The 26,288-nt window shown below is 63.6% G+C and carries 21 protein-coding genes and 1 tRNA gene; 16 read left to right on the top strand and 6 right to left on the bottom strand.

The window, feature by feature from the left end:
- The first annotated feature begins 228 nt into the window (after positions 1 to 228).
- Together OKW45_RS17980 and OKW45_RS17985 are read left to right on the top strand one after the other, a co-directional pair.
- Positions 229 to 1,077: a hypothetical protein gene (locus tag OKW45_RS17980; RefSeq protein WP_429470221.1), complete on the top strand. Its 849-nt coding sequence runs from the start codon at positions 229 to 231 to the stop codon at positions 1,075 to 1,077.
- Positions 1,078 to 1,227: 150 nt separating this feature from the next.
- On the top strand, positions 1,228 to 1,692 hold the full coding sequence (locus OKW45_RS17985; RefSeq protein ID WP_018421253.1) for a DUF2214 family protein: 465 nt from the start codon (positions 1,228 to 1,230) through the stop codon (positions 1,690 to 1,692).
- A gap of 84 nt (positions 1,693 to 1,776) precedes the next feature.
- Here the strand turns inward: OKW45_RS17985 and OKW45_RS17990 are convergent, their stop codons facing one another.
- The 5 genes from OKW45_RS17990 to OKW45_RS18010 form a co-directional block, all read right to left on the bottom strand.
- The gene (locus OKW45_RS17990) at positions 1,777 to 3,651 is read right to left on the bottom strand and encodes an ABC transporter ATP-binding protein (RefSeq protein ID WP_429470223.1); all 1,875 of its coding nucleotides are present in this window, start codon (positions 3,649 to 3,651) and stop codon (positions 1,777 to 1,779) included.
- 517 nt (positions 3,652 to 4,168) lie between these two features.
- Positions 4,169 to 4,243: transfer RNA gene (locus OKW45_RS17995), tRNA-Val, on the bottom strand.
- Positions 4,244 to 4,290: 47 nt separating this feature from the next.
- The gene (dnaQ, locus tag OKW45_RS18000; RefSeq protein ID WP_018421251.1) at positions 4,291 to 5,025 is read right to left on the bottom strand and encodes a DNA polymerase III subunit epsilon; all 735 of its coding nucleotides are present in this window, start codon (positions 5,023 to 5,025) and stop codon (positions 4,291 to 4,293) included.
- 85 nt (positions 5,026 to 5,110) lie between these two features.
- Complete coding sequence (rnhA, locus tag OKW45_RS18005; RefSeq protein ID WP_018421250.1) at positions 5,111 to 5,557, bottom strand: ribonuclease HI; 447 nt, start codon at positions 5,555 to 5,557, stop codon at positions 5,111 to 5,113.
- Positions 5,554 to 6,435 (bottom strand): class I SAM-dependent methyltransferase, encoded by an 882-nt coding sequence (locus tag OKW45_RS18010; protein WP_429470225.1) that lies wholly within the window; start codon positions 6,433 to 6,435, stop codon positions 5,554 to 5,556. Before OKW45_RS18010 ends, rnhA begins: the two co-directional genes overlap by 4 nt.
- 18 nt (positions 6,436 to 6,453) lie before the next feature.
- On the opposite strand from OKW45_RS18010, the gene gloB reads away from it, so the two are divergent.
- The 7 genes from gloB to OKW45_RS18045 all read left to right on the top strand — a co-directional run bounded on the left by gloB (position 6,454) and on the right by OKW45_RS18045 (position 16,721).
- Complete coding sequence (gene gloB / locus OKW45_RS18015; RefSeq protein ID WP_018421248.1) at positions 6,454 to 7,245, top strand: hydroxyacylglutathione hydrolase; 792 nt, start codon at positions 6,454 to 6,456, stop codon at positions 7,243 to 7,245.
- Positions 7,246 to 7,402: 157 nt separating this feature from the next.
- A complete protein-coding gene (locus tag OKW45_RS18020) occupies positions 7,403 to 9,091 on the top strand; it encodes a transglycosylase SLT domain-containing protein (protein WP_429470227.1) in 1,689 nt (562 codons plus the stop codon).
- 255 nt (positions 9,092 to 9,346) lie between these two features.
- Positions 9,347 to 10,588: an MFS transporter gene (locus OKW45_RS18025; RefSeq protein WP_018421246.1), complete on the top strand. Its 1,242-nt coding sequence runs from the start codon at positions 9,347 to 9,349 to the stop codon at positions 10,586 to 10,588.
- Between the two features lie 405 nt (positions 10,589 to 10,993).
- Positions 10,994 to 12,148, top strand: coding sequence for a glutamine-hydrolyzing carbamoyl-phosphate synthase small subunit (gene carA, locus OKW45_RS18030; protein ID WP_018421245.1), 1,155 nt, complete (start codon positions 10,994 to 10,996; stop codon positions 12,146 to 12,148).
- Positions 12,149 to 12,306: 158 nt separating this feature from the next.
- Positions 12,307 to 15,561, top strand: coding sequence for a carbamoyl-phosphate synthase large subunit (gene carB, locus OKW45_RS18035; protein WP_429470229.1), 3,255 nt, complete (start codon positions 12,307 to 12,309; stop codon positions 15,559 to 15,561).
- A 153-nt stretch (positions 15,562 to 15,714) separates the two neighbouring features.
- Positions 15,715 to 16,191 carry a transcription elongation factor GreA gene (greA, locus tag OKW45_RS18040; protein WP_026225947.1) on the top strand — a complete coding sequence of 159 codons (477 nt, stop codon included), beginning with the start codon at positions 15,715 to 15,717 and terminating at the stop codon, positions 16,189 to 16,191.
- A gap of 20 nt (positions 16,192 to 16,211) precedes the next feature.
- A complete protein-coding gene (locus OKW45_RS18045) occupies positions 16,212 to 16,721 on the top strand; it encodes a DUF4149 domain-containing protein (RefSeq protein ID WP_429470231.1) in 510 nt (169 codons plus the stop codon).
- Positions 16,722 to 16,921: 200 nt separating this feature from the next.
- On the opposite strand, the gene OKW45_RS18050 is transcribed toward OKW45_RS18045, so the two are convergent.
- A complete protein-coding gene (locus tag OKW45_RS18050; RefSeq protein WP_429470233.1) occupies positions 16,922 to 17,449 on the bottom strand; it encodes a YhbY family RNA-binding protein in 528 nt (175 codons plus the stop codon).
- A gap of 198 nt (positions 17,450 to 17,647) precedes the next feature.
- Between OKW45_RS18050 and OKW45_RS18055 the strand changes: the two genes are divergently transcribed.
- The 7 genes from OKW45_RS18055 (at position 17,648) to pstA (ending at position 26,267) form a co-directional block, all read left to right on the top strand.
- Complete coding sequence (locus tag OKW45_RS18055; RefSeq protein ID WP_429470235.1) at positions 17,648 to 18,310, top strand: RlmE family RNA methyltransferase; 663 nt, start codon at positions 17,648 to 17,650, stop codon at positions 18,308 to 18,310.
- 190 nt (positions 18,311 to 18,500) lie between these two features.
- The gene (gene ftsH / locus OKW45_RS18060; protein WP_018421239.1) at positions 18,501 to 20,390 is read left to right on the top strand and encodes an ATP-dependent zinc metalloprotease FtsH; all 1,890 of its coding nucleotides are present in this window, start codon (positions 18,501 to 18,503) and stop codon (positions 20,388 to 20,390) included.
- 83 nt (positions 20,391 to 20,473) lie between these two features.
- Entirely contained in the window at positions 20,474 to 21,373 is a 900-nt protein-coding gene (gene folP, locus OKW45_RS18065) for a dihydropteroate synthase (RefSeq protein WP_503129158.1), read from the top strand.
- 29 nt (positions 21,374 to 21,402) lie between these two features.
- Positions 21,403 to 22,761 (top strand): phosphoglucosamine mutase, encoded by a 1,359-nt coding sequence (glmM, locus tag OKW45_RS18070; protein ID WP_018421237.1) that lies wholly within the window; start codon positions 21,403 to 21,405, stop codon positions 22,759 to 22,761.
- Positions 22,762 to 23,181: 420 nt separating this feature from the next.
- A complete protein-coding gene (gene pstS, locus OKW45_RS18075) occupies positions 23,182 to 24,213 on the top strand; it encodes a phosphate ABC transporter substrate-binding protein PstS (protein WP_018421236.1) in 1,032 nt (343 codons plus the stop codon).
- 159 nt (positions 24,214 to 24,372) lie between these two features.
- Positions 24,373 to 25,374 carry a phosphate ABC transporter permease PstC gene (gene pstC / locus OKW45_RS18080; RefSeq protein ID WP_184006234.1) on the top strand — a complete coding sequence of 334 codons (1,002 nt, stop codon included), beginning with the start codon at positions 24,373 to 24,375 and terminating at the stop codon, positions 25,372 to 25,374.
- A complete protein-coding gene (gene pstA / locus OKW45_RS18085; protein WP_429470237.1) occupies positions 25,371 to 26,267 on the top strand; it encodes a phosphate ABC transporter permease PstA in 897 nt (298 codons plus the stop codon). The genes pstC and pstA overlap by 4 nt, the downstream gene beginning before the upstream one ends.
- Positions 26,268 to 26,288 lie beyond the last annotated feature (21 nt).

The raw sequence follows: 26,288 nt of genomic DNA on the forward strand, positions 1-26,288 counted from the left end.
GTAGAAAAACGCTGGCGGCAGGAACCCGTTGCACGCTTCCCTCGCTGCTCTGAACGCCCCGCCGGCACGTCGCCGGCGGGGCGTTGTTGCATGTGCGCCGCGTTTTTCATAGGCGCACAACTGAAAATACGGGATTCCGCGCGGCGCGAACGAGCCAGTCTCGGTAATATCCCTATAATTGCCGTGCCGCAAATTGGGCTGCGGTGCCGCCGACGACAGGAGGATGCCTTGGCGAGAACGAAAGAGACGCGTGCGAATGCCGCGCCCGGCGCCGGCACGATTTTTACGTTGCGCGCCATCGGACTCGTGCTCGCCGCCCGCTGGCTTTTCTCGATGTCCGAGATGAATCTGAGCACCGCGCTGACCGCGATGGCGTCTTCGCCGTGGGCATGTATCAACCTTGTCTTTCTATTCCTGCTGATCTTCCTGCCGGGCGCGCGCGCCCTCGCGGAGCGTCCGTTCCATCCGTTGCCGCAATGGCTGCGTCAGGCGCTGCGCCTGTTCGCGTTCCTCGGGTTTCTGTTTGCGCTGTGGTCGGTCGGCGCGTTCGTCGCGAGCGCAGGCTGGCGTCGCGCGATGCAGGCGGTCGCGGCCACCAACGGTTGGCTCGTCGCGGCGCCGGTGCTGTACGCGATCGTCTTGTGGATCTGCCGGCCGCTGCCGTTGTGGCGCACCAATGTGGCCGCGCGGCGCTTTGCGATCGGCCGCTATGCGGTGTCGCTCGATCCGCTGACCCGCACCGTCGTCGTGTGGGCCGAGCGGCGCAAGGTGGGGCAATACGATGCGCGCGAATTGTCGGTGCGCTGGGCGAGCGGTTCCAATGCGCGCGCGACGCCGGCGCCCGCGGTCGCGTTCGGCGCGGCGGGCGAGGCCGGCGCGTCAGCGGCGCCGATAGGGTCGGTCGCGGCGGCCTCGCTTGCGCGCAGCGCGTTCGGCGTACGTCCGAAGGTCGAGTTGCTGTGGGATTCGCCGGCCGCCGCGGGTCATAACCGGCAGACCGTTTTCCGCGCCGCGCTGACGACCGAAGGCGATCGCGTCGCCGCCCGCGCGCTCGACACGACGCTGCGCCAGGTATGACGATGCATGTTTTGTGCTATCGGTCACATCGCGTGGCCGATGCACGCATCCCGAAGCGAAGCTTCGTCGATAATGCAATCAAGGCGCCCGGCCTGCAGGCGGGCGAGTGGGACACTCATCGATCGTATTGCGTCTTTCGCAGGAGTCGCCATGCTGGTTCGCTGGTTGCTTGCCGCCCTTCATCTGCTCGCTTATGGTTTTGCGCTCGCATCGATTCTCAGACGCACGTGGTCGCTGCGTCGCGCGTCGGTGCCCGCCGCATTGCGTTCGGTGTTCCGCGCCGATTCACGCTGGGGCATCGCCGCGCTGGTGCTGATCGTGACCGGTCTGATGCGCGTGTTCGGTAGCTATGAGAAGGGCGCCGACTACTACCTGCACCAGCCGCTCTTTCACGTGAAGATGACGTTACTGGTGCTGATCCTGATCCTCGAAGTGCCCACGATGCTCGGCCTGATGCGCTGGCGCGCGTCGATCCGCAGCGGCGCGGCGCCGAATCTGAAGAAGGCGCGATCCTACGCGCATTTCAGCGTGATCCAGACCGTGCTGCTGGTTCTGATGGTGTTTGCCGCGACCGGAATGGCGCGCGGCATCGGGTTGCCCGCCGGCGCGGTATAGCGCGGCGGGCCTTCTATTGCCAGGGGCTGGTGGCGCCAGGCGTGGCATCGTTTGCCGTGAAGCCTGGCGCATGCCTGCGTCGCGCTAGCCGACCAACAAGCCAGAATCGTCGACCCGGTCGGCTTTGACCTTTGCCGACTCGCGCACGAGCTCCGGCTCGCCGAGACCCTTGATCAGCTCCAGCGCCTGACGCTCGAACAAGCGACGGTACAAGCCGCTGTCGCGTTTGATCAGCGCGTCGTGGCTGCCTTCCTCGATCACCTTGCCCTTGTCGAGCACGAGGAGCCGGTCGAGCGCGCGCACCGTCGACAGCCGATGCGCGACCACCAGCGTCGTGCGCCCCTGCATCAGCCGGTCCATCGCGCGCTGGATCAGCACTTCGCTTTCGCTGTCGAGGCTCGACGTGGCTTCGTCGAGGATCAGGATCGGCGCGTCGGCGATAAATGCCCGCGCGATCGCGACGCGTTGACGCTCGCCGCCCGATAGCTTGATGCCGCGTTCGCCGACCAGCGTGTCGTAGCCGTTCGGCAGCGCGGCGATGAAGTCGTGCGCGCTCGCGAGCCGCGCGGCCCGCTCGATGTCGGCGCGGCTCGCGCCGGGCCGTCCATACGCGATGTTCTCGGCAAGCGAGCGGTGAAACAGTACCGGCTCCTGCTGGACGATCGCGATCTGGCTGCGCAGCGACGCTTGCTGGACCTGCGCGATGTCCTGGCCGTCGATCGTGATCCGCCCGCCCGAAATGTCGTGAAGGCGCTGGATCAGCTTGATGAAGGTCGTCTTTCCCGAGCCGGAATGACCGACCAGCCCAACGCGCTCGCCCGGCGCGATGCGGATGGAAAAGTCGTCGTAGAGCGGCCGGCTGTGCGCGCCATAGTGAAACGACACGTGCTCGAAGCGGATCTCGCCGTCGCGAATCGCGATGGGGCCGGCGCCGGGACGATCCTCGACGCCGAGCGGCTGACTCTCGAGCGACACCAGCTCCTCCATGTCGTTGACCGAGCGCTGCAGGTTACGGATGTGCATGCCGATGTCACGCAGATAGCCTTGCAGCATGAAGAACATCGTCAGCGCGAACGTGATGTCGCCGACGCTCGCTTCGCCGCGTGCCCACAGCAGTACCGCCACGCCGAGAATCGCCGCCTGGATCGCGGCCAGCATGCCGCCCTGGAGGCCGCCGTTGAGCGTGCCGCGCACCCACGTGCGGCGTGTGCGTTGCCGCCATTTGCCGATCACGTGCGCGAGGCGCGCTTCCTCGCGCGCTTCCGCGCCGAATGCCTTGACGACCCCGTTGCAACTGACCGCATCGGCGAGCGCGCCGCCCATGCGTGTGTCCCACGCGTTGGCCAGACGCGCGGACGGCGCGACGAAGCCCAGCGACACCGTCACGGTCACGCCGATGTACAGCAGCGAGCCGATGCCGACGACGATGCCCATCATGGGCCAGCGCGAGCCGAGCAGCAGGGTCGCGCCGATCAGCATCGCCAGCGATGGCAGCAGCGCGATCAGCAGTGTGTCATTCAGCAGGTCGAGCGCCCACATGCCGCGCGTGATCTTGCGCACGGTGGAGCCGGCGAAGCTGTTCGCGTGCCAGTCGGTCGAAAAGCGCTGCACGCGATGAAACGCGCGCGCGGCGATCTCGCTCATCATCTTCAGCGTGAAGCGGATGATGTTGAAGTACACGCCCTGGCGCAGCAGCGTCGCGGCGAGGCCGAGCGCGGCGAGCGCGCCGAAGGCCGCGAGCGCGTGATGCCAGACGGGCGCCGACGATGCCGGACCGGCCGCGATCGCGTCGACGAGACGTCCGGCGAAGACCGGCGTCAGGATGTCCGCGCCCGCCGTGAACAGCGCGAGCGCCGCGATCACGACGATGCGCCACGGCTGTTGCGCCCAGTGACGGAAGGTGAAGCCGAGGACATCCTTGAAGGCTTGTCCGCGAAAGTCGAGTTTTCTGTTGGCCATTTGCTTTGGACCCGGCGAAGCACGTGCGCGCCGAGATTCCAGTCAGAAGCGAAAAAAAAGGGTAGACAGCCAGCGGATGCCGGAATGCGCGCGGGAACGCGCGAAAAAATACGACGGCAAACAACAGCAACGGAACAACGGACTGTCTGGAATGAACGCGGCGCCTGCCGAGGCGGAGGCGCATCAGCGACAACGCTGCGGCTTCAAGGTCGCATCGGTCGTGGCGGACGGGCCGACGGTCGTGGAACCATGCCGGGGAGCGCGCGATGCACTGCAAACATGTGGCGCCTCCCTGAGATGGTTCAAGATGGAGAAACCGGACGGAGCCGGACCGGGCGAATGCCCGTTTGCCGAATATAGCAACAGTGCGGGGCGCTCGCCAACCTACGGAACGACGTGGTTCTATAGCCAACGGTATCTCGTATGGCGCACGCGACGTATTTGCCGACAATAGAAAAAGGGCTTACGCATTGCTGCGTAAGCCCTTTTGTCTTCGGTGATCGACACACCAAGAATCTGGTGGGTAGTACTGGGATCGAACCAGTGACCCCTGCCGTGTGAAGGCAGTGCTCTACCGCTGAGCTAACCACCCGAAGAGATTGAAATTATGTCAGGGAATTTAGGGTTCGTCTAGCTTTTTTAAGCAGTTTGCTCATCAGTTGCTGGCGCGGGTTCAAGACGCCATACGCTCGCGCCTTTGAGAGCCTTGTCGAGATCGTCGAGTACGGCTTCGTGCGCGGCGCTTTCGTCGTCGCTCGCAGCGATCACGACCAGCTCCAGCGAGTCGAGCGCGACACGCGGCGCATGCGTATCGCCGCCGACCTGCGCTTCGCCGAGCATGTCAATGACGAGGCTTTCCTGACCGCGCGTCATCGCCAGATAGACCTCGGCGAGCAGTTCCGAGTCGAGCAGCGCGCCGTGCAGCGTACGGTGTGCATTGCTGATGCCGAAGCGGTCGCACAGCGCATCGAGCGAATTGCGCTTGCCGGGAAACATCTGCTTGGCTTGCGCGAGCGTGTCGATGATCTCGCCGCAGTGCGTGCTCACTGGCGGCAGACCGAGCAGCGCGAACTCGGCGTCGAGAAAACCGATGTCGAATGGCGCGTTGTGGATGATCAGGTCTGCGTCCTGGATGAAATCGCGGACCTGGTCGATGATCTCCGCGAACTTCGGCTTGTCGCTCAAAAATTCCGTGGTGAGGCCGTGCACCGCGAGCGCGCCCGGATCGCTGTCGCGCTCGGGGTTGATATAGAAATGCAGGTTGTTGCCGGTCAGCCGGCGGTTCACGAGCTCGACGCAACCGAGTTCGAGAATCCGGTCGCCGCCGCGGGCGTTCAGGCCGGTAGTTTCGGTATCGAGGATCAGTTGGCGCATGTCGGATTAGCCTGCTTCGAAAAAATTGCGGAAAAAAAGCGGGGAGGGCGGCGCGCGTCGTTGCCGATGCACGCACGCACGCTCTTTACATCTCGGCGAGCGATGCCACGCCGCGATTGGCCAACTGATCGGCGCGCTCGTTTTCCGGATGGCCATTGTGGCCGCGCACCCAGCGCCATTCAATCTCGTGTTGCGCGACGAGCGTATCGAGCCGCTTCCACAGATCGGCGTTCTTGACCGGCTGCTTCGCCGCGGTGATCCAGCCTTTTTTTTTCCAGCCGTGAATCCACTCGCTGATGCCTTTCTGTACGTATTGCGAATCGGTGTGCACGATCGCCTTGCAAGGGCGCTTCAACGCCTCGAGCGCGGAAATTACGCCCATCAGCTCCATGCGATTGTTGGTCGTGTTGGCCTCGCCGCCGAACAGTTCTTTTTCCTGGCTGCCGAAGCGCAGCAACGCGCCCCAGCCGCCAGGGCCGGGATTGCCCTTGCAAGCGCCGTCGGTATAGATGTCGATGTGATCTGGAGTCATTCGGTGTGGTTTCGTGTATTCGGGGTGGCGGCGGGCGCGAGGCCTGCCGCGAGCACGGGCTTTTTCACTTTGAGCGGCCCGACGAGACGCATGCCGCGCACGCGCTTGATCGCCTTGATCATGTAGGTGGCGCCGAAAATCGGCCACCAGCGGTCGCCGGCGGCTTCCATGAAGCCGTAACGCGCGAGCCATTGATCGCTCGCGAGGGGCGGACGATAGCAGCCGAAGCGCCCGCGTTCAAGGTCGAAGCCGAGGAGCTTGATCCAGTCCTTCAGGCGCGTGAACGCGATCAGATCGACGGCGGAGGGCACGAACGGGCGGCCTGTCATCTTGCCGATCGACTGCCGTACGCCCCACACCGACAGCGAGTTGAAGCCGAGGATGATCAGTTGGCCTTCAGGCACCAGCACGCGTTCGGCTTCGCGCAGCAGCCGATGCGGGTCGCTGGTGAATTCGAGCGTATGCGGCATCACGAGCAAGTCGACGCTTTGCGCTTCGAACGGCAGATCGAGCAGGTCGCACCAGACCGCGCTGCGCCCGGCCGGCGCGTGCAGACCAGGGGCGCCTGGCGCGGCGTTCGCGGGATTGTCGTCGCCAGCGGTGCCCGCGCTGCTGATGCCGCTCACGCTACCACGACGTGCCGAGCGCGGATACGTGTACGGCGCGCTCGCGCCGCTCGCCGCGTCGAGCACGAGGCCGCGGCACGGCATGCGGTTCTCGCGCAACGCGTCGAGCTGCGGCAGGCCGAGTTGTAGCGCATGATAGCCGAACACGTCCGACACCACGCGATCGAGCTGCGTTTGCTCCCAGTCGAGCACGTAGCGGCCTGGCGGCGAATCGGTCCAGGCGGGCCAGTCTATAATCGCTCGGTCAGTCATATTAAAAATGCGTCGCCTATGAATGCGCTCGAGTACGTACCGGTCCCGGCGTTTGAAGACAATTACATCTGGGTCGTTGCCGACGGACACCACGCGGTCGTCGTCGATCCGGGCGAAGCCGCCCCTGTGCGCGCCTGTCTGGCGCAACGAGGCTGGCGGCTGAGCGCTATTTTACTCACGCACCATCATCAAGACCACGTCGGCGGGGTGGCCGATCTGCTGAACGGCCAGGACGTCCCGGTCTACGGCCCCGCCGGCGAAGCGATCGCGCACCTGACACATCGTCTCAAAAGTGGCGATCACGTGACGATCGCCGCACCCGCACTTGAATTCAGCGTGCTCGACGTGCCCGGTCACACGAGCGGACACATCGCCTATTTCCAGGCGGCCGATACGCGCGGCACGCCGCACGTGTTTTGCGGCGACACACTGTTCGCGTGCGGTTGCGGGCGCCTCTTCGAAGGCACGCCGCAGCAGATGCTGAACTCGCTCGATTCGCTCGCCGCACTGCCCGGCGCAACCGAAGTGCACTGCGCACACGAATACACGCTGTCGAACATTCGCTTCGCGCTCGCTTGCGAGCCGCACAATGCCGAACTACAGGCGTGGCGCGACAAGGCGAACGAGTTGCGCGCCCGCCACCAGCCGACGCTGCCGACCACGATCGCGCACGAGCGCGCGGTCAATCCGTTCCTGCGCGCAGGCGAGCCGGCGATCCAGTCGAACCTCGAAGCACGATTGCACGAAACGGTGTCCGACCGGCTGAAAGCCTTCACATTGATGCGCGAATGGAAGAACCGCTTCCGTTGATCCGGAGCGCATTCGGAGGTTCTTCACGCGATGAATCGGAAAAATTCGCCAAGCCCCAGATTTGGTTGATTTTTTTCTTGATTTTCCAATTGACGGAAACGTTGACGTTTCGTACTATCGGCTGCAAATTCCAGCCCTTGTGGAAACCGAGACGTTCATGCGATTTATCTTAAGTGCGTTATTGGTCCTGACACTCGCCGCGTGCGCGAGTCAGGGACCGACGACGAATACCGCCAATAACCCCGCCAGCCAGCAGGCCGTAGCCGACGCCCTTCGCAAGAACGCCACCGCTAAAGAAACCATCAATGTCGACCAGAGCTCCGTCAATCAGTTGACGAGCCAGGACGCCGATCTGTGGGGCCGCATTCGCCGTGGCTTCCAGATGCCGGACCTGCAGAGCGACCTCGTCGACATGCAGCTGAACTGGTATCTGCAGCGTCCCGATTATGTGCAGCGCATGACCGAGCGTTCGCAGAAATACCTGTATCACATCGTCGAGGAACTTGAGTCGCGCCATATGCCGACCGAGCTCGCGCTCTTGCCGTTCATCGAGTCTGCATATAGCCCGCAGGCTTTGTCGGTCGCCAAGGCTGCAGGTATGTGGCAGTTCATGCCGGGCACGGGCCGGACCTACAACCTGAAGCAGAACATGTGGCAGGACGAGCGCCGCGACGTGCTTGCGTCGACCAGTGCCGCGCTCGACTACCTGTCGAACCTGCACGACATGTTCGGCGACTGGCAACTCGCGCTCGCTGCGTATAACTGGGGCGAGGGCAACGTGCAGCGCGCGATCGCGCGCAACGAGGCGGCGGGTCTGCCGACCGACTACATGAGCCTGCGTCTGCCGAACGAAACGCGCAACTACGTGCCGAAGCTGCAAGCGGTCAAGAACCTCGTGATGAACCCGCAGATGTACGGGCTCACTCTGCCGTCTATTCCGAACCACCCGTACTTCGTGACGGTCACGACCTCGCACGACATCGACGTCGACGTCGCCGCGCGGCTCGCCAACATGTCGACGGACGAGTTCCGTTCGCTGAACCCGTCGTTCAGGAAGCCGGTGATTCTCGGCGCGACGCAGCCGCAGATTCTGTTGCCTTTCGACAACGCGTCCGCGTTTGAGCGCAATCTGAAAACGTACTCGGGCTCGCTGTCGTCCTGGACCACCTACACGGTCGACGCACGCGCGACGCCCGCGGCGATCGCACAGAAGATCGGCGTCGACCCCGACACGCTGATGGAAGTGAACAAGATTCCGGTCGGTATGCGCCTGAAGCCGGGCTCGACGATCGTCGTGCCGCGCGGCTCGGACGACGATGAAGACATCAGCGCCGACGTCGCCGAAAGCGCGGTGCTCGCGATGGAACCCGACGTACCCGACACGCGCAAGATGCTGATCCGCGTGCGTCGCAATCAGTCGATGGCGGCCATCGCATTGCGCTACGGCGTTTCGGTCGGTCAGCTGAAGGCGTGGAACAGGACGCATCGTGATCAGGTTTCGCGCGGCCAGGTGATCGTGCTGCACGTGCCGGTCGGCAAGCGGGTACCCAGCGAGCCGGGTCCGGAAAAGATCGCCGCCGACGTGCAAGGCGGCAGTGTGCAGAAGATTGGCGTCCACGTCGCAGACGCACACGGCGATTCACACTACGATAAGAAGAAAGGGCGCGGCCACTCCGCCGTCGTCAAGGTCTCCGAGCCGGGCGCCAGGGGTAACAAGCCGGCGGCGCCCGTTGCCAGCAAAGGCAAGGTCGAGAAGGTCTCGGCCTCGGAGCCCGGCAAGGCGTCGAAGGCCGCAGCTGAGAGCCGCCCGAAGACCGTGGCCAACGCGAAGAAGAAGGATAAATAGACCAATAGCGGCTCTCACGGTAGTGACCACATGCGTTGCGGGGGCAGCGCATGGATTGCGCTCCGATCACGTATCGTGTTCATCCAACGCCGTCACCTCAGGGTGACGGCGTTTTTCATTGCGCGGACGATTCCTGCGCGTTTGCGGTATTTACTTTATTGTTCGTGCTTCGGCCCGCGGGGTGCCGGTCCGTCCTGATCCGTCCGAACCTCGAGAGAGGTTCTTGAGGTCATTTCCAGGTTTACTTCCTGATTTATGTCGTCGACCCAACTGCGCGTCTTTCTGCTTTTTTCCGCCGGCTACTTCGTCTCTTACGTGTTTCGCGGCGTCAATCTTGGTTTCGCGCCGTTCATCACGCGCGATCTCGGTCTGTCAGCCGCCGATCTGGGTGTGCTGACGAGTCTGTATTTCCTCGGTTTCGCGGGCGCGCAGATCCCCGCTGGCGTGCTGCTCGATCACTTCGGCGCGCGTCGCGTGACGTCCGTCACGCTGCTTTTTGCCGCGCTCGGCATCTGGGTATTCGGCGCCGCGCACAGTCTCGCCATGATGATGGTCGGGCGGCTGCTGATCGGCGTTGGCGTGTCGGTGTGCCTCGGCGCCGCGTTCAAGGCGCTCGCGCAGCATTTTCCGGTGGCGCGTTTGCCATTGATGAACGGGCTTGTGATGGCGATCGGCGGTTTCGGCGGCGTGATGGTCGGTTCGCCGCTCACGTGGGTGCTCGGTTTTTCCAACTGGCGCCCGGTTTGCGTCGGACTCGGTGTGCTGACGGTAGCGGTTGCGCTCGCGCAATGGACGCTCGCTCCGGACGCGCGCGAAACGCATCGCCAGGCGAGCATCGTCGCGCAGTTCAAGGGTACATGGCACATCCTGCGCAGCGCGGCGTTCTGGAAAATCGCGTCGTTCTCGGTCGTTACGCAAGGCGTCTTCTACGCGATGCAGTCGTTGTGGGTCGGAGCATGGCTGCGCGACGTACAAGGCTTCGAGCCGCACCAGGCGGCGGCGCTCGTGTCGATTCTCGGCTTCGCGATGATGGCCGGCTGCGTCGGTTTCGGCGCGGCGGCGCGTAGTCTCGAGCGGCGCGGCCTCTCGCTGTACGCGTTCTGCGGCATCGGCATGGCGCTGTATGTGCTGACGCAGATGCTCATCATGTTTAACGCGCCGTTGCCGGCGAGCCTGTTGTGGGCCGCCTACGGCATCTTCGGCGGCACCGGGATTCTGAGCTACGCGGTGATGGCGCGGCATTTCCCGCCGCAGATGATCGGCCGGGTCAACACGACGCTGACGCTAATTATTTTTCTGCTGATCTTCGGTTTCCAGATCGGCGTTGGCGCGGTGCTGTCGCACTGGCCGGCGAGCGGCGGGCATTACCCGGCGCTCGCGCATCTGAGCGCGTGGAAAATCCTCGTCGCGCTGCAGGTGCTGAGTGCGATCTGGTACGTGTTGCCGGGTCGGCAGCTTGCCCGTTCTGGCGAGATGCGCTCGGAGCAGGAGGCCTGAACGGCCGCGCCAGGCCTTGCGTCGGACCCGGAGGGGCCGCGACGGCGGTTCAGTCCCGTCGGCCCGGCAAGGCTTTGAAGGTCCGCCCCGGCACGCCGCCTCAACGCCTCGTCCTATCTCAGATTTGGAGGGAACAGTGGATTCAGGCTATAATTTCAAGGTTTGAGCTTATCCACCCGCACCCTAGCGCCTACCTCCCTCATACCGTTCATCCGCCGCGCGCCATTGGCGTAGCAAGAAGGGCTCCACACCCAGCCGAGTCGTCCGCACAATGGACCCATCGCGCCCCTTGCAGCGTCACCGGCAGCTCGCGAGCGAGTCTGCGCGCGCATCCACGATGTGCTTCGCTGCGGCTTGCAATCGGATAGACAGGTGGCAACAGGGTGTTCCCCCAAGGAGTCTCCCGTGTTGCCGTCATTTTCTCCCGCTCTACTCGCGCTCGCCGACGGCACGGTCTTTCGTGGTTATTCGATCGGCGCCCCAGGGCATACCATCGGTGAAGTCGTGTTCAACACCGCCATCACCGGCTATCAGGAAATCCTGACTGACCCGAGCTACGCGCGCCAGATCGTGACACTCACGTACCCGCATATCGGCAACGTCGGCGTGAACGCCGAAGACGTCGAAGCGACGAAAGTCCATGCCGCCGGCCTGATCATCCGTGACCTGCCGGTTCTCGCGTCGAACTTCCGCATGGAGCGCACGCTCCCGCAATATCTGCAGGATGAAGGCGTGGTCGCCATCGCCGGCATCGACACCCGCAAGCTGACCCGCCTCCTGCGCGACAAGGGCGCGCAAAGCGGCGCGATCCTCGCTGGTTCCGACGACGAAGCGAAGGCAATCGAACTCGCGCGCTCGTTCCCCGGCCTCGCCGGCATGGACCTCGCGAAGGTCGTGTCGACCCAGGAAACCTACGAGTGGACCAAAACCGAATGGCGTCTGGGCACGGGCTACGGCGAGCAGAAAGCGCCGACATACCGCGTGGTCGCGTTCGACTACGGCGTCAAGCAGAACATCCTGCGCATGCTGGCCGAGCGCGGCTGCCATGTCACCGTGCTGCCGGCGCAAGCGAGCGCCGCTGACGCGCTCGCGCTCAACCCCGACGGCGTGTTCCTGTCGAACGGCCCGGGCGACCCTGAGCCGTGCGACTACGCGATCGCGGCGACCAAGGAGTTCATCGAGCGCGGCATTCCGACCTTCGGCATCTGCCTGGGCCACCAGATCATGGGCCTCGCGGTCGGCGCGAAGACGATGAAGATGAAGACCGGCCACCACGGCGCGAACCATCCGGTCAAGGATCTCGAAGACGGCCGCGTGGTGATCACGTCGCAAAACCATGGTTTCGCGGTCGATACCGATACGCTGCCCGCCAACGCTCGCGTCACCCACGTGTCGCTGTTCGACGGCACGCTGCAGGGCTTCGCGCTGACCGACAAGCCGGCGTTCTGCTTCCAGGGCCACCCGGAAGCGTCGCCCGGTCCAAACGACGTCGCATACCTGTTCGACCGCTTCACCGCGTTGATGGACGCGCACAAGAACGGCAAGAGCGCCGCGGCTTGAAGTAGTACAGGCCAGCCGCAGAGGCCAGCCGGAAACCGCTCGCGGCGGCCGCCGCAGCCCGCGGCGCTACGCGGCGGACATGCCGCGAAACAGCGCGCGCAACGTGAAAATGGCGCGCGCCGACGGAAAGAATTCAGCAATACATTAGCGAGAGCGTTATGCCCAAGCGGACAGACATCAAGAGCATCCTCATCATCGGCGCGGGTCCGATCATCATCGGTCAGGCGTGCGAGTTCGATTATTCGGGCGCGCAGGCATGCAAGGCGCTGCGTGAGGAAGGCTACAAGGTCATTCTCGTCAACAGCAATCCGGCGACGATCATGACCGACCCGAACACGGCCGACGTGACTTATATCGAGCCGATCACATGGGAAGTGGTCGAGCGCATCATCGCGAAGGAGCGCCCGGACGCGATCCTGCCGACGATGGGCGGCCAGACCGCGCTGAACTGCGCGCTCGACCTGCACGCGCACGGCGTGCTGGCGAAGTACGAGGTCGAGCTGATCGGCGCATCGCCGGAAGCGATCGACAAGGCGGAAGACCGTCAGAAGTTCAAGGACGCGATGACGAAGATCGGCCTCGGTTCGGCCAAGTCGGGCACCGCGCATTCGATGGAAGAAGCGCTGCAGGTGCAGGCGAAGATCGGCGCGGAAACCGGCAGCGGCGGCTATCCGGTCGTGATCCGTCCGTCGTTTACGCTGGGCGGCTCGGGCGGCGGCATCGCGTACAACCGCGACGAGTTCGAAGAGATCTGCAAGCGCGGTCTCGACCTGTCGCCGACGCGCGAGCTGCTGATCGAAGAGTCGCTGCTCGGCTGGAAAGAGTACGAGATGGAAGTGGTCCGCGACAAGGCGGACAACTGCATCATCGTCTGCTCGATCGAAAACCTCGACCCGATGGGCATCCACACCGGCGACTCGATCACGGTCGCGCCGGCGCAGACGCTGACCGACAAGGAATACCAGATCCTGCGTAACGCGTCGCTCGCGGTGCTGCGCGAGATCGGCGTCGACACCGGCGGCTCGAACGTGCAGTTCTCGATCAATCCGAAAGACGGCCGCATGATCGTGATCGAAATGAACCCGCGCGTGTCGCGTTCGTCGGCGCTGGCGTCGAAGGCAACCGGCTTCCCGATCGCGAAGGTCGCGGCGAAGCTGGCGGTCGGCTACACGCTGGATGAACTCAAGAACGAAATCACCGGCGGCCAGACCCCGGCGTCGTTTGAACCGACGATCGACTACGTCGTCACGAAGATCCCGCGTTTCGCGTTCGAGAAGTTCCGCGAAGCCGATTCGCGCCTGACCACGCAGATGAAATCGGTCGGCGAAGTGATGGCGATTGGCCGCACGTTCCAGGAGTCGTTCCAGAAAGCGCTGCGCGGCCTCGAAGTCGGCGTCGATGGTCTCGACGAAAAGACCGCCAATCGCGACGAGATCATCCGCGAGATCGGCGAAGCCGGTCCGGATCGCATCTGGTATGTTGGCGACGCGTTCCGCGTGGGCATGAGCGCGCAAGAGATTTTCGAGGAGACCGCGATCGACCCGTGGTTCCTCGCGCAGATCGAACAGATCGTGCTGAAGGAAAAGGCGCTGGCAGGCCGCACGCTGGCGAGCGTGACGAAGGAGGAGCTGAAGTATCTGAAACAGAGCGGCTTCTCGGATCGTCGTCTGGCCAGGCTGCTCGGCGCGAAGCCGGCGGACGTGCGCGCGCGTCGTATCGAGTTGAACGTGCGTCCGGTGTATAAGCGCGTCGACACCTGCGCGGCCGAGTTCGCAACCAGGACCGCGTACATGTACTCGACCTACGAGGAAGAGTGCGAAGCGAATCCGACCAGCAACAAGAAGATCATGGTGCTGGGCGGCGGCCCGAACCGGATCGGCCAGGGTATCGAATTCGACTACTGCTGCGTGCATGCCGCGCTCGCGATGCGCGAGGACGGCTATGAAACGATCATGGTCAACTGCAACCCGGAAACCGTGTCGACCGACTACGACACCTCCGACCGTCTGTACTTCGAATCGCTGACGCTCGAAGACGTGCTCGAAATCGTCGACAAGGAAAAGCCGGTCGGCGTGATCGTGCAGTACGGCGGCCAGACGCCGCTGAAGCTCGCGCTCGACCTCGAGGCGAACGGTGTGCCGATCATCGGTACGTCGCCGGACATGATCGACGCGGCCGAAGACCGCGAGCGCTTCCAGAAGCTGCTGCAGGACCTCGGTCTGCGCCAGCCGCCTAACCGCACCGCGCGCGCCGAAGACGAAGCACTGAAGCTCGCCGACGAAATCGGCTATCCGCTCGTCGTGCGTCCGTCGTACGTGCTGGGCGGCCGCGCGATGGAAATCGTCCACGAGCCGCGAGATCTCGAGCGCTATATGCGGGAGGCGGTGAAGGTGTCGAACGACTCGCCGGTGCTGCTCGACCGCTTCCTGAACGACGCGATCGAATGCGACGTGGATTGCATTTCCGATGGCGATGCCGTGTTCATCGGCGGCGTGATGGAGCACATCGAACAGGCGGGCGTGCACTCGGGCGACTCAGCCTGCTCGCTGCCGCCGTATTCGCTATCGAAGGCCACCGTCGCCGAACTGAAGCGCCAGACCGCCGCGATGGCGAAGGCGCTGAACGTGGTCGGCCTGATGAACGTGCAGTTCGCGATCCAGCAGGTACCGCAGGCTGACCGCTCGAAGGACGACATTATCTACGTGCTCGAAGTGAACCCCCGCGCGTCGCGCACGGTGCCGTACGTGTCGAAGGCGACCAGCCTGCCGCTCGCGAAGATCGCAGCGCGCGCGATGGTCGGCCAGAAGCTCGCCGCGCAAGGCGTGACGAAGGAAGTCGAGCCGCCGTACTTCAGCGTGAAGGAAGCGGTGTTCCCGTTCGTCAAGTTCCCGGCTGTCGACCCGGTGCTCGGACCTGAAATGCGTTCGACCGGCGAAGTAATGGGCGTCGGCCAGACGTTCGGCGAGGCTCTGTTCAAGTCGCAGCTCGCGGCGGGTTCGCGTCTGCCTGAATCGGGCACGGTGCTGCTGACAGTGATGGACGCCGACAAACCGAAGGCAGTCGAAGTCGCGCGCATGCTGCACGAGCTCGGCTACCCGATCGTCGCGACCAAGGGCACGGCTGCCGCGATCGAAGCGGCCGGCGTGCCAGTCAAGGTCGTCAACAAGGTGAAGGACGGCCGTCCGCACATCGTCGACATGATCAAGAACGGCGAGATCGCGCTCGTCTTCACGACCGTCGACGAAACGCGCGCGGCGATCGCCGATTCGCGTTCGATCCGCATGAGCGCGCAGGCGAACAAGGTCACCTACTACACGACGATGTCGGGCGCACGCGCGGCGGTGGAGGGTCTTCGTTATCTGAAGGACCTGGAAGTCTATGATTTACAAGGACTCCATGCTCGCCTAAACTAAGGCTTCGACTACCTGTCCAAGATGTAAGTGCCGCGGTTAAGCGGCGTTCCGCAGGTGCTGCGGCCCGGGTTTGTCCACGGGCGGCGGCTTTCGCGGAATGCACTTAACCGCGGTGATTTTTTTTATGGCCGTTTTTTGCCTCCAGAGTTGTTTATGAGCACTATTCCATTGACGAAGCGCGGCGCAGACATGCTGCGCGATGAATTGCAGCGCCTGAAATCGGTTGAACGTCCGGCTGTGATCAACTCGATCGCGGAAGCGCGCGCCCAGGGCGATCTGTCGGAAAACGCGGAATACGACGCTGCGAAGGAAAAGCAGGGCTTCATCGAAGGCCGTATCGCTGAGATCGAGTCGAAGCTCGCGGGCGCGCAGGTGATCGATCCGTCGCAAGTGGAAGCGGACGGCCGCGTGGTGTTCGGCGCGACGCTCGAGCTCGAAGATCTCGAGTCGGGCGCGTCGGTTAAATACCAGATCGTCGGCGACGACGAAGCGGACATCGACCACGGCCTGATCTCGATCAGCTCGCCGATCGCGCGTGCGCTGATCGGCAAGTCGGAAGGCGATGTCGCGTCGGTGCAAGCGCCGGGCGGCGTGCGCGAATACGAAATCATCGCGGTCAGCTACATCTGAGGGTGGCGCCGGTGTCTTTGATGCCTCATCGTTTTTTCCGCCTGTTGACGGTGGTGTGGGTCGGTAGTCTATTGACTATCGGCTATGCGGTTGCGCCCGTGCTGTTCACGACGCTCGACCGGATGACGGCGGGCGCCGTCGCTGCGCAGCTGTTTCGTATTCAGGGTGTGATTGGCGTCGTGTGCGGCATTTTGCTGCTCGGTCTCGCCAATTTGCTCGTGCGGCGCGGGAATGGCGCGTATCGCCGCTTGCGCTGGCTGCTCGCCGGTATGCTCGTATGCGTGCTGGTTGGCTATTTCGCGTTGCAGCCATTCATGAACGCGATGCGCGTGGCGGCGCTCGAGGCGGGCAGCGACATCGGCCATTCCGTTTATGCGACGCGCTTCGGCATCCTGCATGGCGTGTCGAGTCTGTTCTACCTGATCGAGAGCCTGCTAGGGGTTGCGCTCGTTTGGCTGCTGCCGGCGCCTGTTGGTGCCGCGGCCGAGGAAGAGGGCGCGCGCGGCGCCACGGGCAAGGTGGCGGGCTGAAGCTGGCGGGTGGCTGATGGTGCGACGGTGCGCGTGCCATGGCCGCCGGGTCGATGCCGATGCCCGCGATGATTCTCACATTGCGACGAATCGTCGCGATTCCGGTGGCCAACTACGGTTCATTCGCGCTGCTTCGGGCCTCGCGCTCAAGGCCGCCAATGCGCAGTGCGGAGTCGGTCCGCACCTTGGGCGCGTATTCTCTACTTCGACTGATGCGAACGCTTCGCGCTGGTTTGACGCTTCTTCGCGCGCTTGATGTTGCCGCCCTGCGTCACGCGTTCATTGCCGCGCACCAGCACCGCTTTCGCTCGCGGCTTGCGCATCGGCACGTCGGTCGGCTTGGCGACCTTGACGATGCGGGGTGCGCGTCCCTTGGCCGGCCGGGTTTCTTCGGCTGCCGCTTCGCGGGCGCTCGGCAACGCGCCGCGCTTCGCTTTTGCCGCCGGCTGTGCCGATTCTGGCTTCCAGATCACGAGCAGCTTGCCGATATGCTGGATCGGTGCCGCGTTCAGCGCGTCGCAGATTTCTTCGTAGATAGCGATGCGCTCCTCGCGCTCATCGCCGAACACGCGAATTTTGATCAGTTGATGCGCGGCGAGGTGCACCTTGATTTCGGCGAGCACAGCGTCGGTCAAGCCTTCGGTCCCGACGAGCACGACCGGTTTGAGCGCATGTGCCTGGGAGCGCAACTCGGCGCGTTGGTCGGAAGAGACTTTAAGGGCTGGCATGGAAAGTGGGAGACTCGACTAAAATGGCGGCTCCTGCGGTTTCGTCCGATCGCCGAGCGATTCGGGCGACTCGATTCAGCAGGGCGCGCGTCAGAACAACAGAATCGCGGATCGCCGCCAGTCTGGCGGGGGGCCGCGCGAAATAACCGCGTATTATCCCCTAAAGCGCGACCCGACGCAGCAATAGTTCAATCTTTAATGGCAAAAAACAAATTCAATACCGCGTGGCTGCACGACCACATCAACGATCCGTACGTCAAAATGGCGCAGCGGGAAGGTTATCGCGCCCGCGCGGCCTACAAGCTCAAGGAAATCGACGAGCAGGACAAGCTGATCCGTCCCGGACAAGTGATCGTCGATCTCGGTTCCTCGCCGGGCAGCTGGAGCCAGTACGTGCGCAACAAACTCGCGGGCGGCTCGCAGCGCAACGCGGAGCGCGAAGGTGGCATCGACGGCACGATCATCGCTTTGGACCTTCTGCCGATGGAGCCGGTGGCCGACGTGCACTTCATCCAGGGCGATTTCCGCGAAGACGCGGTGCTGATCCAGCTCGAAGAATTGGTCGGTGCGCGCCAGGTAGACCTTGTAATTTCGGATATGGCGCCCAACCTGTCGGGCGTGGCGATCGCGGATGCGGCGCGGATCGAGCATTTATGCGATCTCGCGCTCGAATTCGCGCAAAATCACCTGAAGCCGGATGGTACCCTTTTAGTCAAATGCTTTCACGGCAGCGGATATAGTCAGATTGTCGAAAAGTTCAAACGCCAATTCAAGGTGGTGGCGGCCCGCAAGCCGAAGGCGTCGCGGGACAAATCGTCAGAAACATTTATTTTGGGTAAGCATCTGAAGCGTCCCGCATAGGGATGCCGCGAGCCGGTTCCATCCCTGCCAATAATGAACCCGATGCGTCCGGAGACGGGCGTCAAGTCGGCCCGCTACCCTATTTCCGTGGTAGTGAAACGTTATGGCAGGGGTCTGCGGACTGGATTAGAATGCTTTCGTGGTGCCGCAAGGCAAGTGTAGGCGCCCGTCTAAGTGAAGGAGTGGTGCTTTGAACAACAATATGTTTTCGAAAGCAGCAGTGTGGCTGGTAATCGCACTGGTGCTGTTTACGGTGTTCAAGCAGTTCGACAAGCCCCGTGTCCAGGAAGGCGTTTCCTATTCGCAGTTCATGGACGACGCGAAGAACGGCAAAGTCAAGAACGTCATCGTCCAGGGGCGGAACCTCACGGTCACTCCAGCAGACGGCCAGAAGTACCAGATCGTGTCGCCCGGCGACATCTGGATGGTCGGCGATCTGATGAAGTATGGCGTACAGGTGAGCGGCAAGGCTGACGACGAACCCAATGCACTGATGTCCGTGCTGTATTACCTCGGACCGACGATCCTGATCATCGGTTTCTGGTTTTACATGATGCGACAGATGCAGGGGGGCGGCAAAGGCGGGGCGTTCTCGTTTGGCAAGTCGCGCGCGCGGCTGATCGACGAGAACAACAACGCAATCAATTTCACCGACGTCGCCGGTTGCGACGAAGCCAAGGAAGAGGTGTCGGAACTCGTCGACTTCCTGCGCGATCCGCAGAAATTCCAGAAGCTCGGTGGTCGTATTCCGCGCGGCGTGCTGCTCGTTGGCCCGCCGGGAACCGGTAAGACCCTGCTCGCGCGCGCCATCGCCGGCGAGGCGAAGGTGCCGTTCTTCAGCATTTCAGGTTCAGATTTCGTGGAAATGTTCGTCGGCGTCGGCGCGGCTCGCGTGCGCGACATGTTCGAGCAGGCCAAGAAGCACGCGCCGTGTATCGTGTTCATCGACGAAATCGACGCGGTCGGCCGTCATCGAGGCGCCGGCATGGGCGGCGGCAACGACGAGCGCGAACAGACGCTGAACCAGATGCTCGTCGAAATGGACGGCTTCGAGGCGAACTCGGGCGTCATCGTGATCGCCGCGACGAACCGTTCAGATGTGCTCGACAAGGCGCTGTTGCGTCCGGGCCGTTTCGACCGTCAGGTGTACGTGGGTCTGCCCGATATTCGCGGCCGCGAGCACATCATGAAGGTGCACCTGCGCAAGGTGCCGATCTCGAACGACGTCGATGCGGCAGTGATCGCGCGCGGCACGCCGGGTTTCTCGGGCGCAGATCTCGCAAACCTCGTCAACGAAGCAGCACTGTTTGCGGCGCGCCGCGGCAAGCGCATCGTAGAAATGACGGACTTCGAGGACGCGAAGGACAAGATCTTCATGGGTCCAGAGCGCAAGTCGGCTGTGATCCGCGAAGAATCCAAGCGTGCTACCGCGTATCACGAATCGGGTCACGCGGTGATCGCGAAGCTGTTGCCGAAGGCCGATCCGGTGCACAAGGTCACGATCATTCCGCGCGGCCGTGCGCTGGGCGTCACATGGCAGTTGCCGGAGCATGACAACGAAACGTACTCGAAGGAATATCTGCTCGACCGCCTTGCCATCCTGTTCGGTGGCCGCGTCGCGGAAGAGCTGTTCCTGAACCTGATCAGCACCGGTGCGTCGGACGACTTCAACAAGGCGACGCAGACGGCTCGCGCAATGGTTGCCCGCTTCGGCATGACGGATGCGCTCGGACCGATGGTTTATGTCGATGACGAGAACGACGCTTCGCCGTTCGGCCGTGGCTTCACGCGGACCATTTCGGAAGCGACGCAGCAGAAGGTCGACGCGGAAATCCGTCATGTGCTGGACGAGCAGTACAATCTCGCACGGCGCCTGCTCGAAGAGAACCGCGACAAGGTCGAAGCGATGACCGCCGCACTGATGGAGTGGGAAACGATCGACGCCGATCAGATCAACGACATCATGGCAGGCCGTCCGCCGCGTTCGCCGAAGAGCTCGCCTCCGTCGGCAAGCGACGCCTCGTCGGGCGGCAGCCCGGGCACCGAAGTCAAGCCGGGCAGCGCAACCGCGCCGGCCTGATCGGCAGCCAGTAGAAAGTGCGGGCCGGTGTGCTACACACCGGCCCGTATTGCATTTATCCGTTCCAAGTGAAGCATTGCTACGTGTCGAAAGCCGATTCTTCTTCCGCACCCCTTCCAGAGCCGCTGCAGTGTGGCCGCTTCAAGCTGACGTTCGAACGCCCGTTGGTCATGGGCATCCTGAACGTCACTCCCGATTCCTTTTCCGATGGCGGCAAGTTCGCGACGCGCGGCGATGCGCTGCGCCAAGCCGAGCGCATGATGCTCGAGGGCGCGGACATCATCGATATCGGCGGGGAATCGACGCGTCCTGGCGCGCCGCCGGTGCCGCTCGACGAAGAGCTGGAGCGCGTGTTGCCGCTCGTCGAGCAACTGCGTGGCGCGAACGTGCCATTGTCGGTTGATACGTACAAGCCGGAAGTGATGCGTCATGCGTTGAACGCGGGCGCCGACCTGATCAACGACATCTGGGGCTTCCGCTTGCCTGGCGCGATCGACGCGGTGCGCGACAGCGACTGCGGCCTTTGTGTCATGCATATGCTGGGTGAGCCGCAGACCATGCAGCTGGGCGAGCCTCACTATGACGACGTCGTCGGCGAAGTGCGCCACTTCCTCGAGGAGCGTGTCGCGACGTTGCAGCAGGCGGGGATTGCGCGCGAGCGCATCAGCGTCGATCCGGGTTTCGGCTTCGGCAAGGTCGTCGTCGAGCATAACTACGCGCTGCTCGCGCATCTGCGCGACGCGGCCCCGCGCGCCGCTTCGCCGTATCCGATTCTTGCGGGCATGTCGCGCAAGTCGATGGTTGGCGCGATAACGGGGCGGCCGGCGCCGGAGCGCGTGGCCGGCAGCATCGCCGCGGCGGTGTGCGCGGCCGAACGGGGCGCCGCGATTCTGCGCGTACACGACGTCGCGCAAACAGTCGATGCATTGAAAGTATGGGCAACCCTGCGCGACGCGGACAAGCACAGCCGCGCGCACGGTTGAACCCGCAGCCACGGACAGGGAGAACAAAGATGGCACGTCGTTACTTCGGAACGGACGGCATTCGGGGCAAGGTCGGCGAAGGCCCGATCACGCCGGAATTCGTGTTGCGGCTCGGCTATGCGGCCGGCAAGGTGCTCGCGGGCGCCGATCAATGGGCGAAAACAGGCACCCGTCCGACCGTGCTGATCGGCAAAGACACGCGGGTGTCGGGCTACATGCTCGAAGCCGCGCTCGAATCGGGCTTCTCGGCGGCCGGCGTCGACGTGATGCTGGCCGGCCCGATGCCGACGCCCGGCATCGCCTATCTCACGCGCGCACTGCGGCTTGCCGCCGGTGTCGTGATCAGCGCATCGCACAACCCGTACTACGACAACGGCATCAAGTTCTTCTCGGCCGACGGCAACAAGCTGCCGGACGACGTCGAGGCGCAGATCGAGGAGCAGCTCGAGCTGCCGCTCGCGTGCGCGGCCTCCGAGCAACTGGGCAAAGCGCGCCGTCTCGATGACGCAGCTGGCCGCTACATCGAGTTCTGCAAGAGCACGTTCCCGGCCGCGTACGACCTGCGCGGCATGAAGCTCGTCGTCGATTGCGCGCATGGTGCCGCGTACGACGTCGCGCCGCACGTGTTCCATGAGCTCGGCGCGGAAGTGATCCCGATCGGCGTCTCGCCGAACGGCTTCAATATCAACGACGGCGTCGGCGCGACCGCGCCGGATGCGCTGGTTCGCGCGGTGCGCGCGAACCACGCGGACCTCGGTATCGCGCTCGATGGCGATGCTGACCGTCTGCAGGTCGTCGACGAGTCCGGCCGCCTTTTCAACGGCGACGAGCTGTTGTACGTGCTGGTCAAGGACCGTATCGCGACCGCCGGCCACGTGGAAGGAGCAGTCGGCACGCTGATGACCAACATGGCCGTGGAGGTCGCACTGCAGAATGCCGGCGTCAAGTTCGTGCGCGCCGCGGTCGGCGACCGCTATGTGCTCGAACAGCTTCGCGAGCACGGCTGGCAGCTCGGCGCCGAAGGTTCGGGCCACATTCTGTCACTCGATCGCCATTCGACCGGCGACGGCATCGTGTCCGCTCTGCTCGTGCTGGCGGCGATGCAGCGGAGCGGCAAATCGCTCGCGGATCTGCTCGACGGTGTCACCCTGTTCCCGCAGAAGCTGATCAACGTGCGCATGAAGCCCGGTGCAGACTGGAAGGGCAGCGAGACGATCCGCAGCGCGATCAAGGTGGCCGAAGGCGCGCTCGACGGCCGCGGTCGCGTACTGATCCGCGCGTCGGGCACCGAGCCGGTACTGCGCGTGATGGTGGAGGCGCAGAACTTCGCGGACGCGCTCGAGCATTCTGAAGCGATTGCCGAAGCCGTGCGGGTAGCGACGGCCTGATCGATTCCCGAGACGGCGGCGGGCGGTGGCGGCCGCTTGCCGCCTGTCTGAGCGTCGCAAGCAGAAGATTCAGCGGACTCCATAAACTGGGTGGGCGGGCTTTCACACCCGACGAGGCTCATTCCTCACCCCATCGAATCCCAACTCCGCAGTCGCCAAAAGGACGGCACACCCCGCACAAAACCGACCTCCGCCCGAAGCGCAAACGTTCGCGCCCCATCTTTTTCGTCTACCTTGAAAAATTCGATGCAACGGGCATCGGCACAGCGGCAATTCGGCGGCTTTGGCACCTTTCACCGGGTAATATTACTGTCACATCTGATTCATTATCAGTCACGTTTTTGTCATAAAGAGACCCTAAGCTTCGCGGTGTTCGAGTTTCACGCTCACACCACACGCTCACACCCACCTGGAGGTCTCATGAAATTGATGCAAACCGTGTTCGCTGGCGTCGCTGGCGCGCTCTTCGCAATCGCAGCGCAAGCCGCAGACATCACCGGCGCGGGCAGCACGTTCGCGGCACCGATTTACACGAAGTGGGCCGACGCTTATCAGAAGACCGGCGGCGGCAAGGTTAACTACCAAGGCATCGGTTCGTCAGGCGGCATCAAGCAGATCGAGGCGAAGACCGTCGATTTCGCAGGGTCGGACGCTCCGCTGAAGGACGACGAACTCGCGAAGGCAGGCCTGTTCCAGTTCCCGACGGTGGTCGGCGGCGTGGTGCCGGCAGTCAACGTGCCGGGCGTGAAGCCGGGCGAACTGGTGCTGTCGGGTGAAGTGCTCGGCGACATCTACCTGGGCAAGATCAAGAAGTGGAACGACCCGGCAATCGTCGCGCTGAACCCGAAGGTCAAGCTGCCGGATCTGGACATCGCCGTGGTGCGCCGCGCCGACGGTTCGGGCACCAGCTTCATCTGGACGAACTACCTGTCGAAGGTCAACCCGGAATGGAAGACGAAGGTCGGTGAAGGTGCGACGGTCAGCTGGCCGACCGGCACGGGTGGCAAGGGCAACGACGGCGTCGCGGCTTTCGTGCAGCGTCTGCCGGGCGCGATCGGTTACGTCGAATGGGCGTACGCCAAGCAGAACCACATGAACTATGTCGCGATGAAGAACGAATCCGGCGCGGTGGTTCAGCCGGAGACCGACACGTTCAAGGCAGCGGCTGCTGGCGCCGACTGGTCGAAGTCGTTCTACCAGATCCTGACGAACGAGCCGGGCAAGAACGCATGGCCGATCGTCGGCGCGACGTTCGTGCTGCTGCACACGACGCAGGACAAGGCACCGCAAGGCGCGGAAACGCTGAAGTTCTTCGACTGGGCGTTCAAGAACGGCGGCCAGGCTGCGAACGATCTGGACTACATCTCGCTGCCGCAGTCGGTCGTCTCGGAAATCCGCACGCAGTGGAAGCAGAAGGTCAAGGATTCGGCAGGCAAGACGCTCGCCGAGTAACAGGGTAAGCTGGCGCGGTCGATCTGGGCCGCGCCCTGTAGCACCCCGGCCGTCCTCGTGCGAGGACGGCCGGCGACTTTCACGCGGCATGCGCCGCATGTATCACCGACCGCCCGACATGTGTCGTCCGGCAACTGGAAACAGGTCCCTCAGGCTCTCATGTCCGATATCGATTTTGCGTCCGGCACGAGCCGGGCCACTCCGCCTGGCAGCGCGTCGCAGCAGAAAGCGCCTGGCCGCTCGGGCGATGTGATCTTCGGCGGCCTCGCACGCCTTTCCGCCATCGTCACGCTGCTGCTGCTCGGCGGCATCATCGTGTCGCTGATCATCGCCTCGATGCCGTCGATTCGCGAGTTTGGTCTCGCGTTCCTGTGGACGGCGGTGTGGGATCCACCCAGCAAACAATTTGGCGCGCTCGTGCCGATCTACGGCACCCTCGCGACGTCGATCATCGCTCTCCTTATCGCGGTGCCCGTCAGCTTCGGTATCGCGCTGTTTCTGACCGAACTGTCGCCCGCGTGGCTGCGCCGGCCGCTCGGCATCGCGATCGAGCTGCTCGCCGCGATTCCGTCGATCGTGTACGGCATGTGGGGTCTGCTCGTGTTCGCCCCGATCTTCGCGGTGTGGTTCCAGAAGCCGCTAGGCGCGGTGCTCGGCAGTATTCCTATCGTCGGCGCGCTGTTCGCCGGTCCGCCGATCGGGATCGGCATTCTGTGCGCGGGCGTGATCCTTGCGATCATGATCATCCCGTACATCGCAGCGGTGATGCGCGACGTGTTCGAAGTCACGCCGGTGCTGCTGAAGGAATCGGCGTACGGTATCGGCTGCACGACGTGGGAAGTGATGTGGAAGATCGTGCTGCCGTTCACGAAGAGCGGTGTGATCGGCGGCGTCATGCTCGGTCTCGGCCGCGCGCTGGGTGAGACGATGGCGGTCACGTTCGTGATCGGCAACACCAATCTGCTCGACAATATTTCGCTGTTTTCGCCGGGCAACAGCATCACGTCGGCGCTCGCCAACGAGTTCGCGGAAGCGGACCCGGGCCTGCATACGTCGGCGCTGATGGAACTCGGCCTGATCCTGTTCGTGATTACATTCATCGTGCTGGCGATTTCGAAAATCATGCTGCTGCGTCTCGAGAAAGGGGAGGGCGCGAAATGAGCGGGCCGTCCCTGAACATGCCAGGTCTGAAGGACGCCGCGACGCTCGAAAGGATGCGCGTGCGTCTGCAAGGACGCCGTCGCATGACCAACGCGCTTGCGCTGACGCTGTCGCTCGCGGCGATGGCGTTCGGCCTGCTGTGGCTCGTGTGGATTCTCTATACGACGCTGCGTCTTGGTATCGGCGGTCTGTCGGTCGACCTGTTCACGCAGTCGACGCCGCCGCCGAACACCGATGGCGGCGGTCTCGCCAACGCGATCGTCGGCAGCGTGATGCTGGTAGGGCTCGCAACGTTCGTCGGCACGCCGATCGGCATCATGGCGGGCGTCTATCTCGCCGAATACGGCCAGAAGGGCTGGCTCGCGAACCTCACGCGCTTCATCAACGACATCCTGCTGTCGGCGCCGTCGATCGTGATCGGTCTGTTCGTCTACGCGCTCGTCGTCGCGAAGATGGGCCACTTCAGCGGCTGGGCCGGCGTGCTCTCCCTCGCGTTGCTGCAGATTCCGATCGTGATCCGCACGACCGAAAACATGCTGAAACTCGTGCCGAGCGCGATGCGTGAAGCCGCGTTCGCGCTCGGCACGCCGAAGTGGAAGATGGTGCTGTCGATCACGCTGAAGGCGTCGATCGCGGGCATCGTCACCGGTGTGCTGCTCGGTGTCGCGCGGATTGCCGGCGAAACCGCGCCGCTCCTCTTCACCGCGTTGTCGAACCAGTTCTTCTCGGTCGATATGGGCCAGCCGGTCGCGAACCTGCCGGTCACGATCTACAAGTTTGCGATGAGCCCGTTCGCGCAGTGGCAATCGCTCGCGTGGGCCGGCGTCTTTCTGATCACGCTCGCGGTGCTGGGACTGAACATCCTCGCGCGCACGATCTTCACGAACAAGTAAGGGCGGAGTGAATCCGATGAA

Origin of the sequence: Paraburkholderia lebeckiae (assembly GCF_050436225.1) — a bacterium.
Classification (GTDB): Bacteria; Pseudomonadota; Gammaproteobacteria; order Burkholderiales; family Burkholderiaceae; genus Paraburkholderia; species Paraburkholderia tuberum.

What these genes read in the sequence shown, in the direction of transcription:
- glmM (WP_018421237.1), top strand. Translation starts at nt 21,403, where the DNA reads ATGGCACGTCGTTACTTCGGAACGGACGGCATTCGGGGCAAGGTCGGC.
- OKW45_RS17985 (WP_018421253.1), top strand. Translation starts at nt 1,228, where the DNA reads ATGCTGGTTCGCTGGTTGCTTGCCGCCCTTCATCTGCTCGCTTATGGT.
- dnaQ (WP_018421251.1), bottom strand. Translation starts at nt 5,025, where the DNA reads ATGCGCCAACTGATCCTCGATACCGAAACTACCGGCCTGAACGCCCGC.
- OKW45_RS18010 (WP_429470225.1), bottom strand. Translation starts at nt 6,435, where the DNA reads ATGACTGACCGAGCGATTATAGACTGGCCCGCCTGGACCGATTCGCCG.
- OKW45_RS18020 (WP_429470227.1), top strand. Translation starts at nt 7,403, where the DNA reads ATGCGATTTATCTTAAGTGCGTTATTGGTCCTGACACTCGCCGCGTGC.
- pstA (WP_429470237.1), top strand. Translation starts at nt 25,371, where the DNA reads ATGAGCGGGCCGTCCCTGAACATGCCAGGTCTGAAGGACGCCGCGACG.
- gloB (WP_018421248.1), top strand. Translation starts at nt 6,454, where the DNA reads ATGAATGCGCTCGAGTACGTACCGGTCCCGGCGTTTGAAGACAATTAC.
- rnhA (WP_018421250.1), bottom strand. Translation starts at nt 5,557, where the DNA reads ATGACTCCAGATCACATCGACATCTATACCGACGGCGCTTGCAAGGGC.
- OKW45_RS18050 (WP_429470233.1), bottom strand. Translation starts at nt 17,449, where the DNA reads ATGCCAGCCCTTAAAGTCTCTTCCGACCAACGCGCCGAGTTGCGCTCC.
- pstC (WP_184006234.1), top strand. Translation starts at nt 24,373, where the DNA reads ATGTCCGATATCGATTTTGCGTCCGGCACGAGCCGGGCCACTCCGCCT.
- OKW45_RS18045 (WP_429470231.1), top strand. Translation starts at nt 16,212, where the DNA reads ATGCCTCATCGTTTTTTCCGCCTGTTGACGGTGGTGTGGGTCGGTAGT.
- OKW45_RS17990 (WP_429470223.1), bottom strand. Translation starts at nt 3,651, where the DNA reads ATGGCCAACAGAAAACTCGACTTTCGCGGACAAGCCTTCAAGGATGTC.
- carB (WP_429470229.1), top strand. Translation starts at nt 12,307, where the DNA reads ATGCCCAAGCGGACAGACATCAAGAGCATCCTCATCATCGGCGCGGGT.
- OKW45_RS18025 (WP_018421246.1), top strand. Translation starts at nt 9,347, where the DNA reads ATGTCGTCGACCCAACTGCGCGTCTTTCTGCTTTTTTCCGCCGGCTAC.
- greA (WP_026225947.1), top strand. Translation starts at nt 15,715, where the DNA reads ATGAGCACTATTCCATTGACGAAGCGCGGCGCAGACATGCTGCGCGAT.
- pstS (WP_018421236.1), top strand. Translation starts at nt 23,182, where the DNA reads ATGAAATTGATGCAAACCGTGTTCGCTGGCGTCGCTGGCGCGCTCTTC.
- OKW45_RS18055 (WP_429470235.1), top strand. Translation starts at nt 17,648, where the DNA reads ATGGCAAAAAACAAATTCAATACCGCGTGGCTGCACGACCACATCAAC.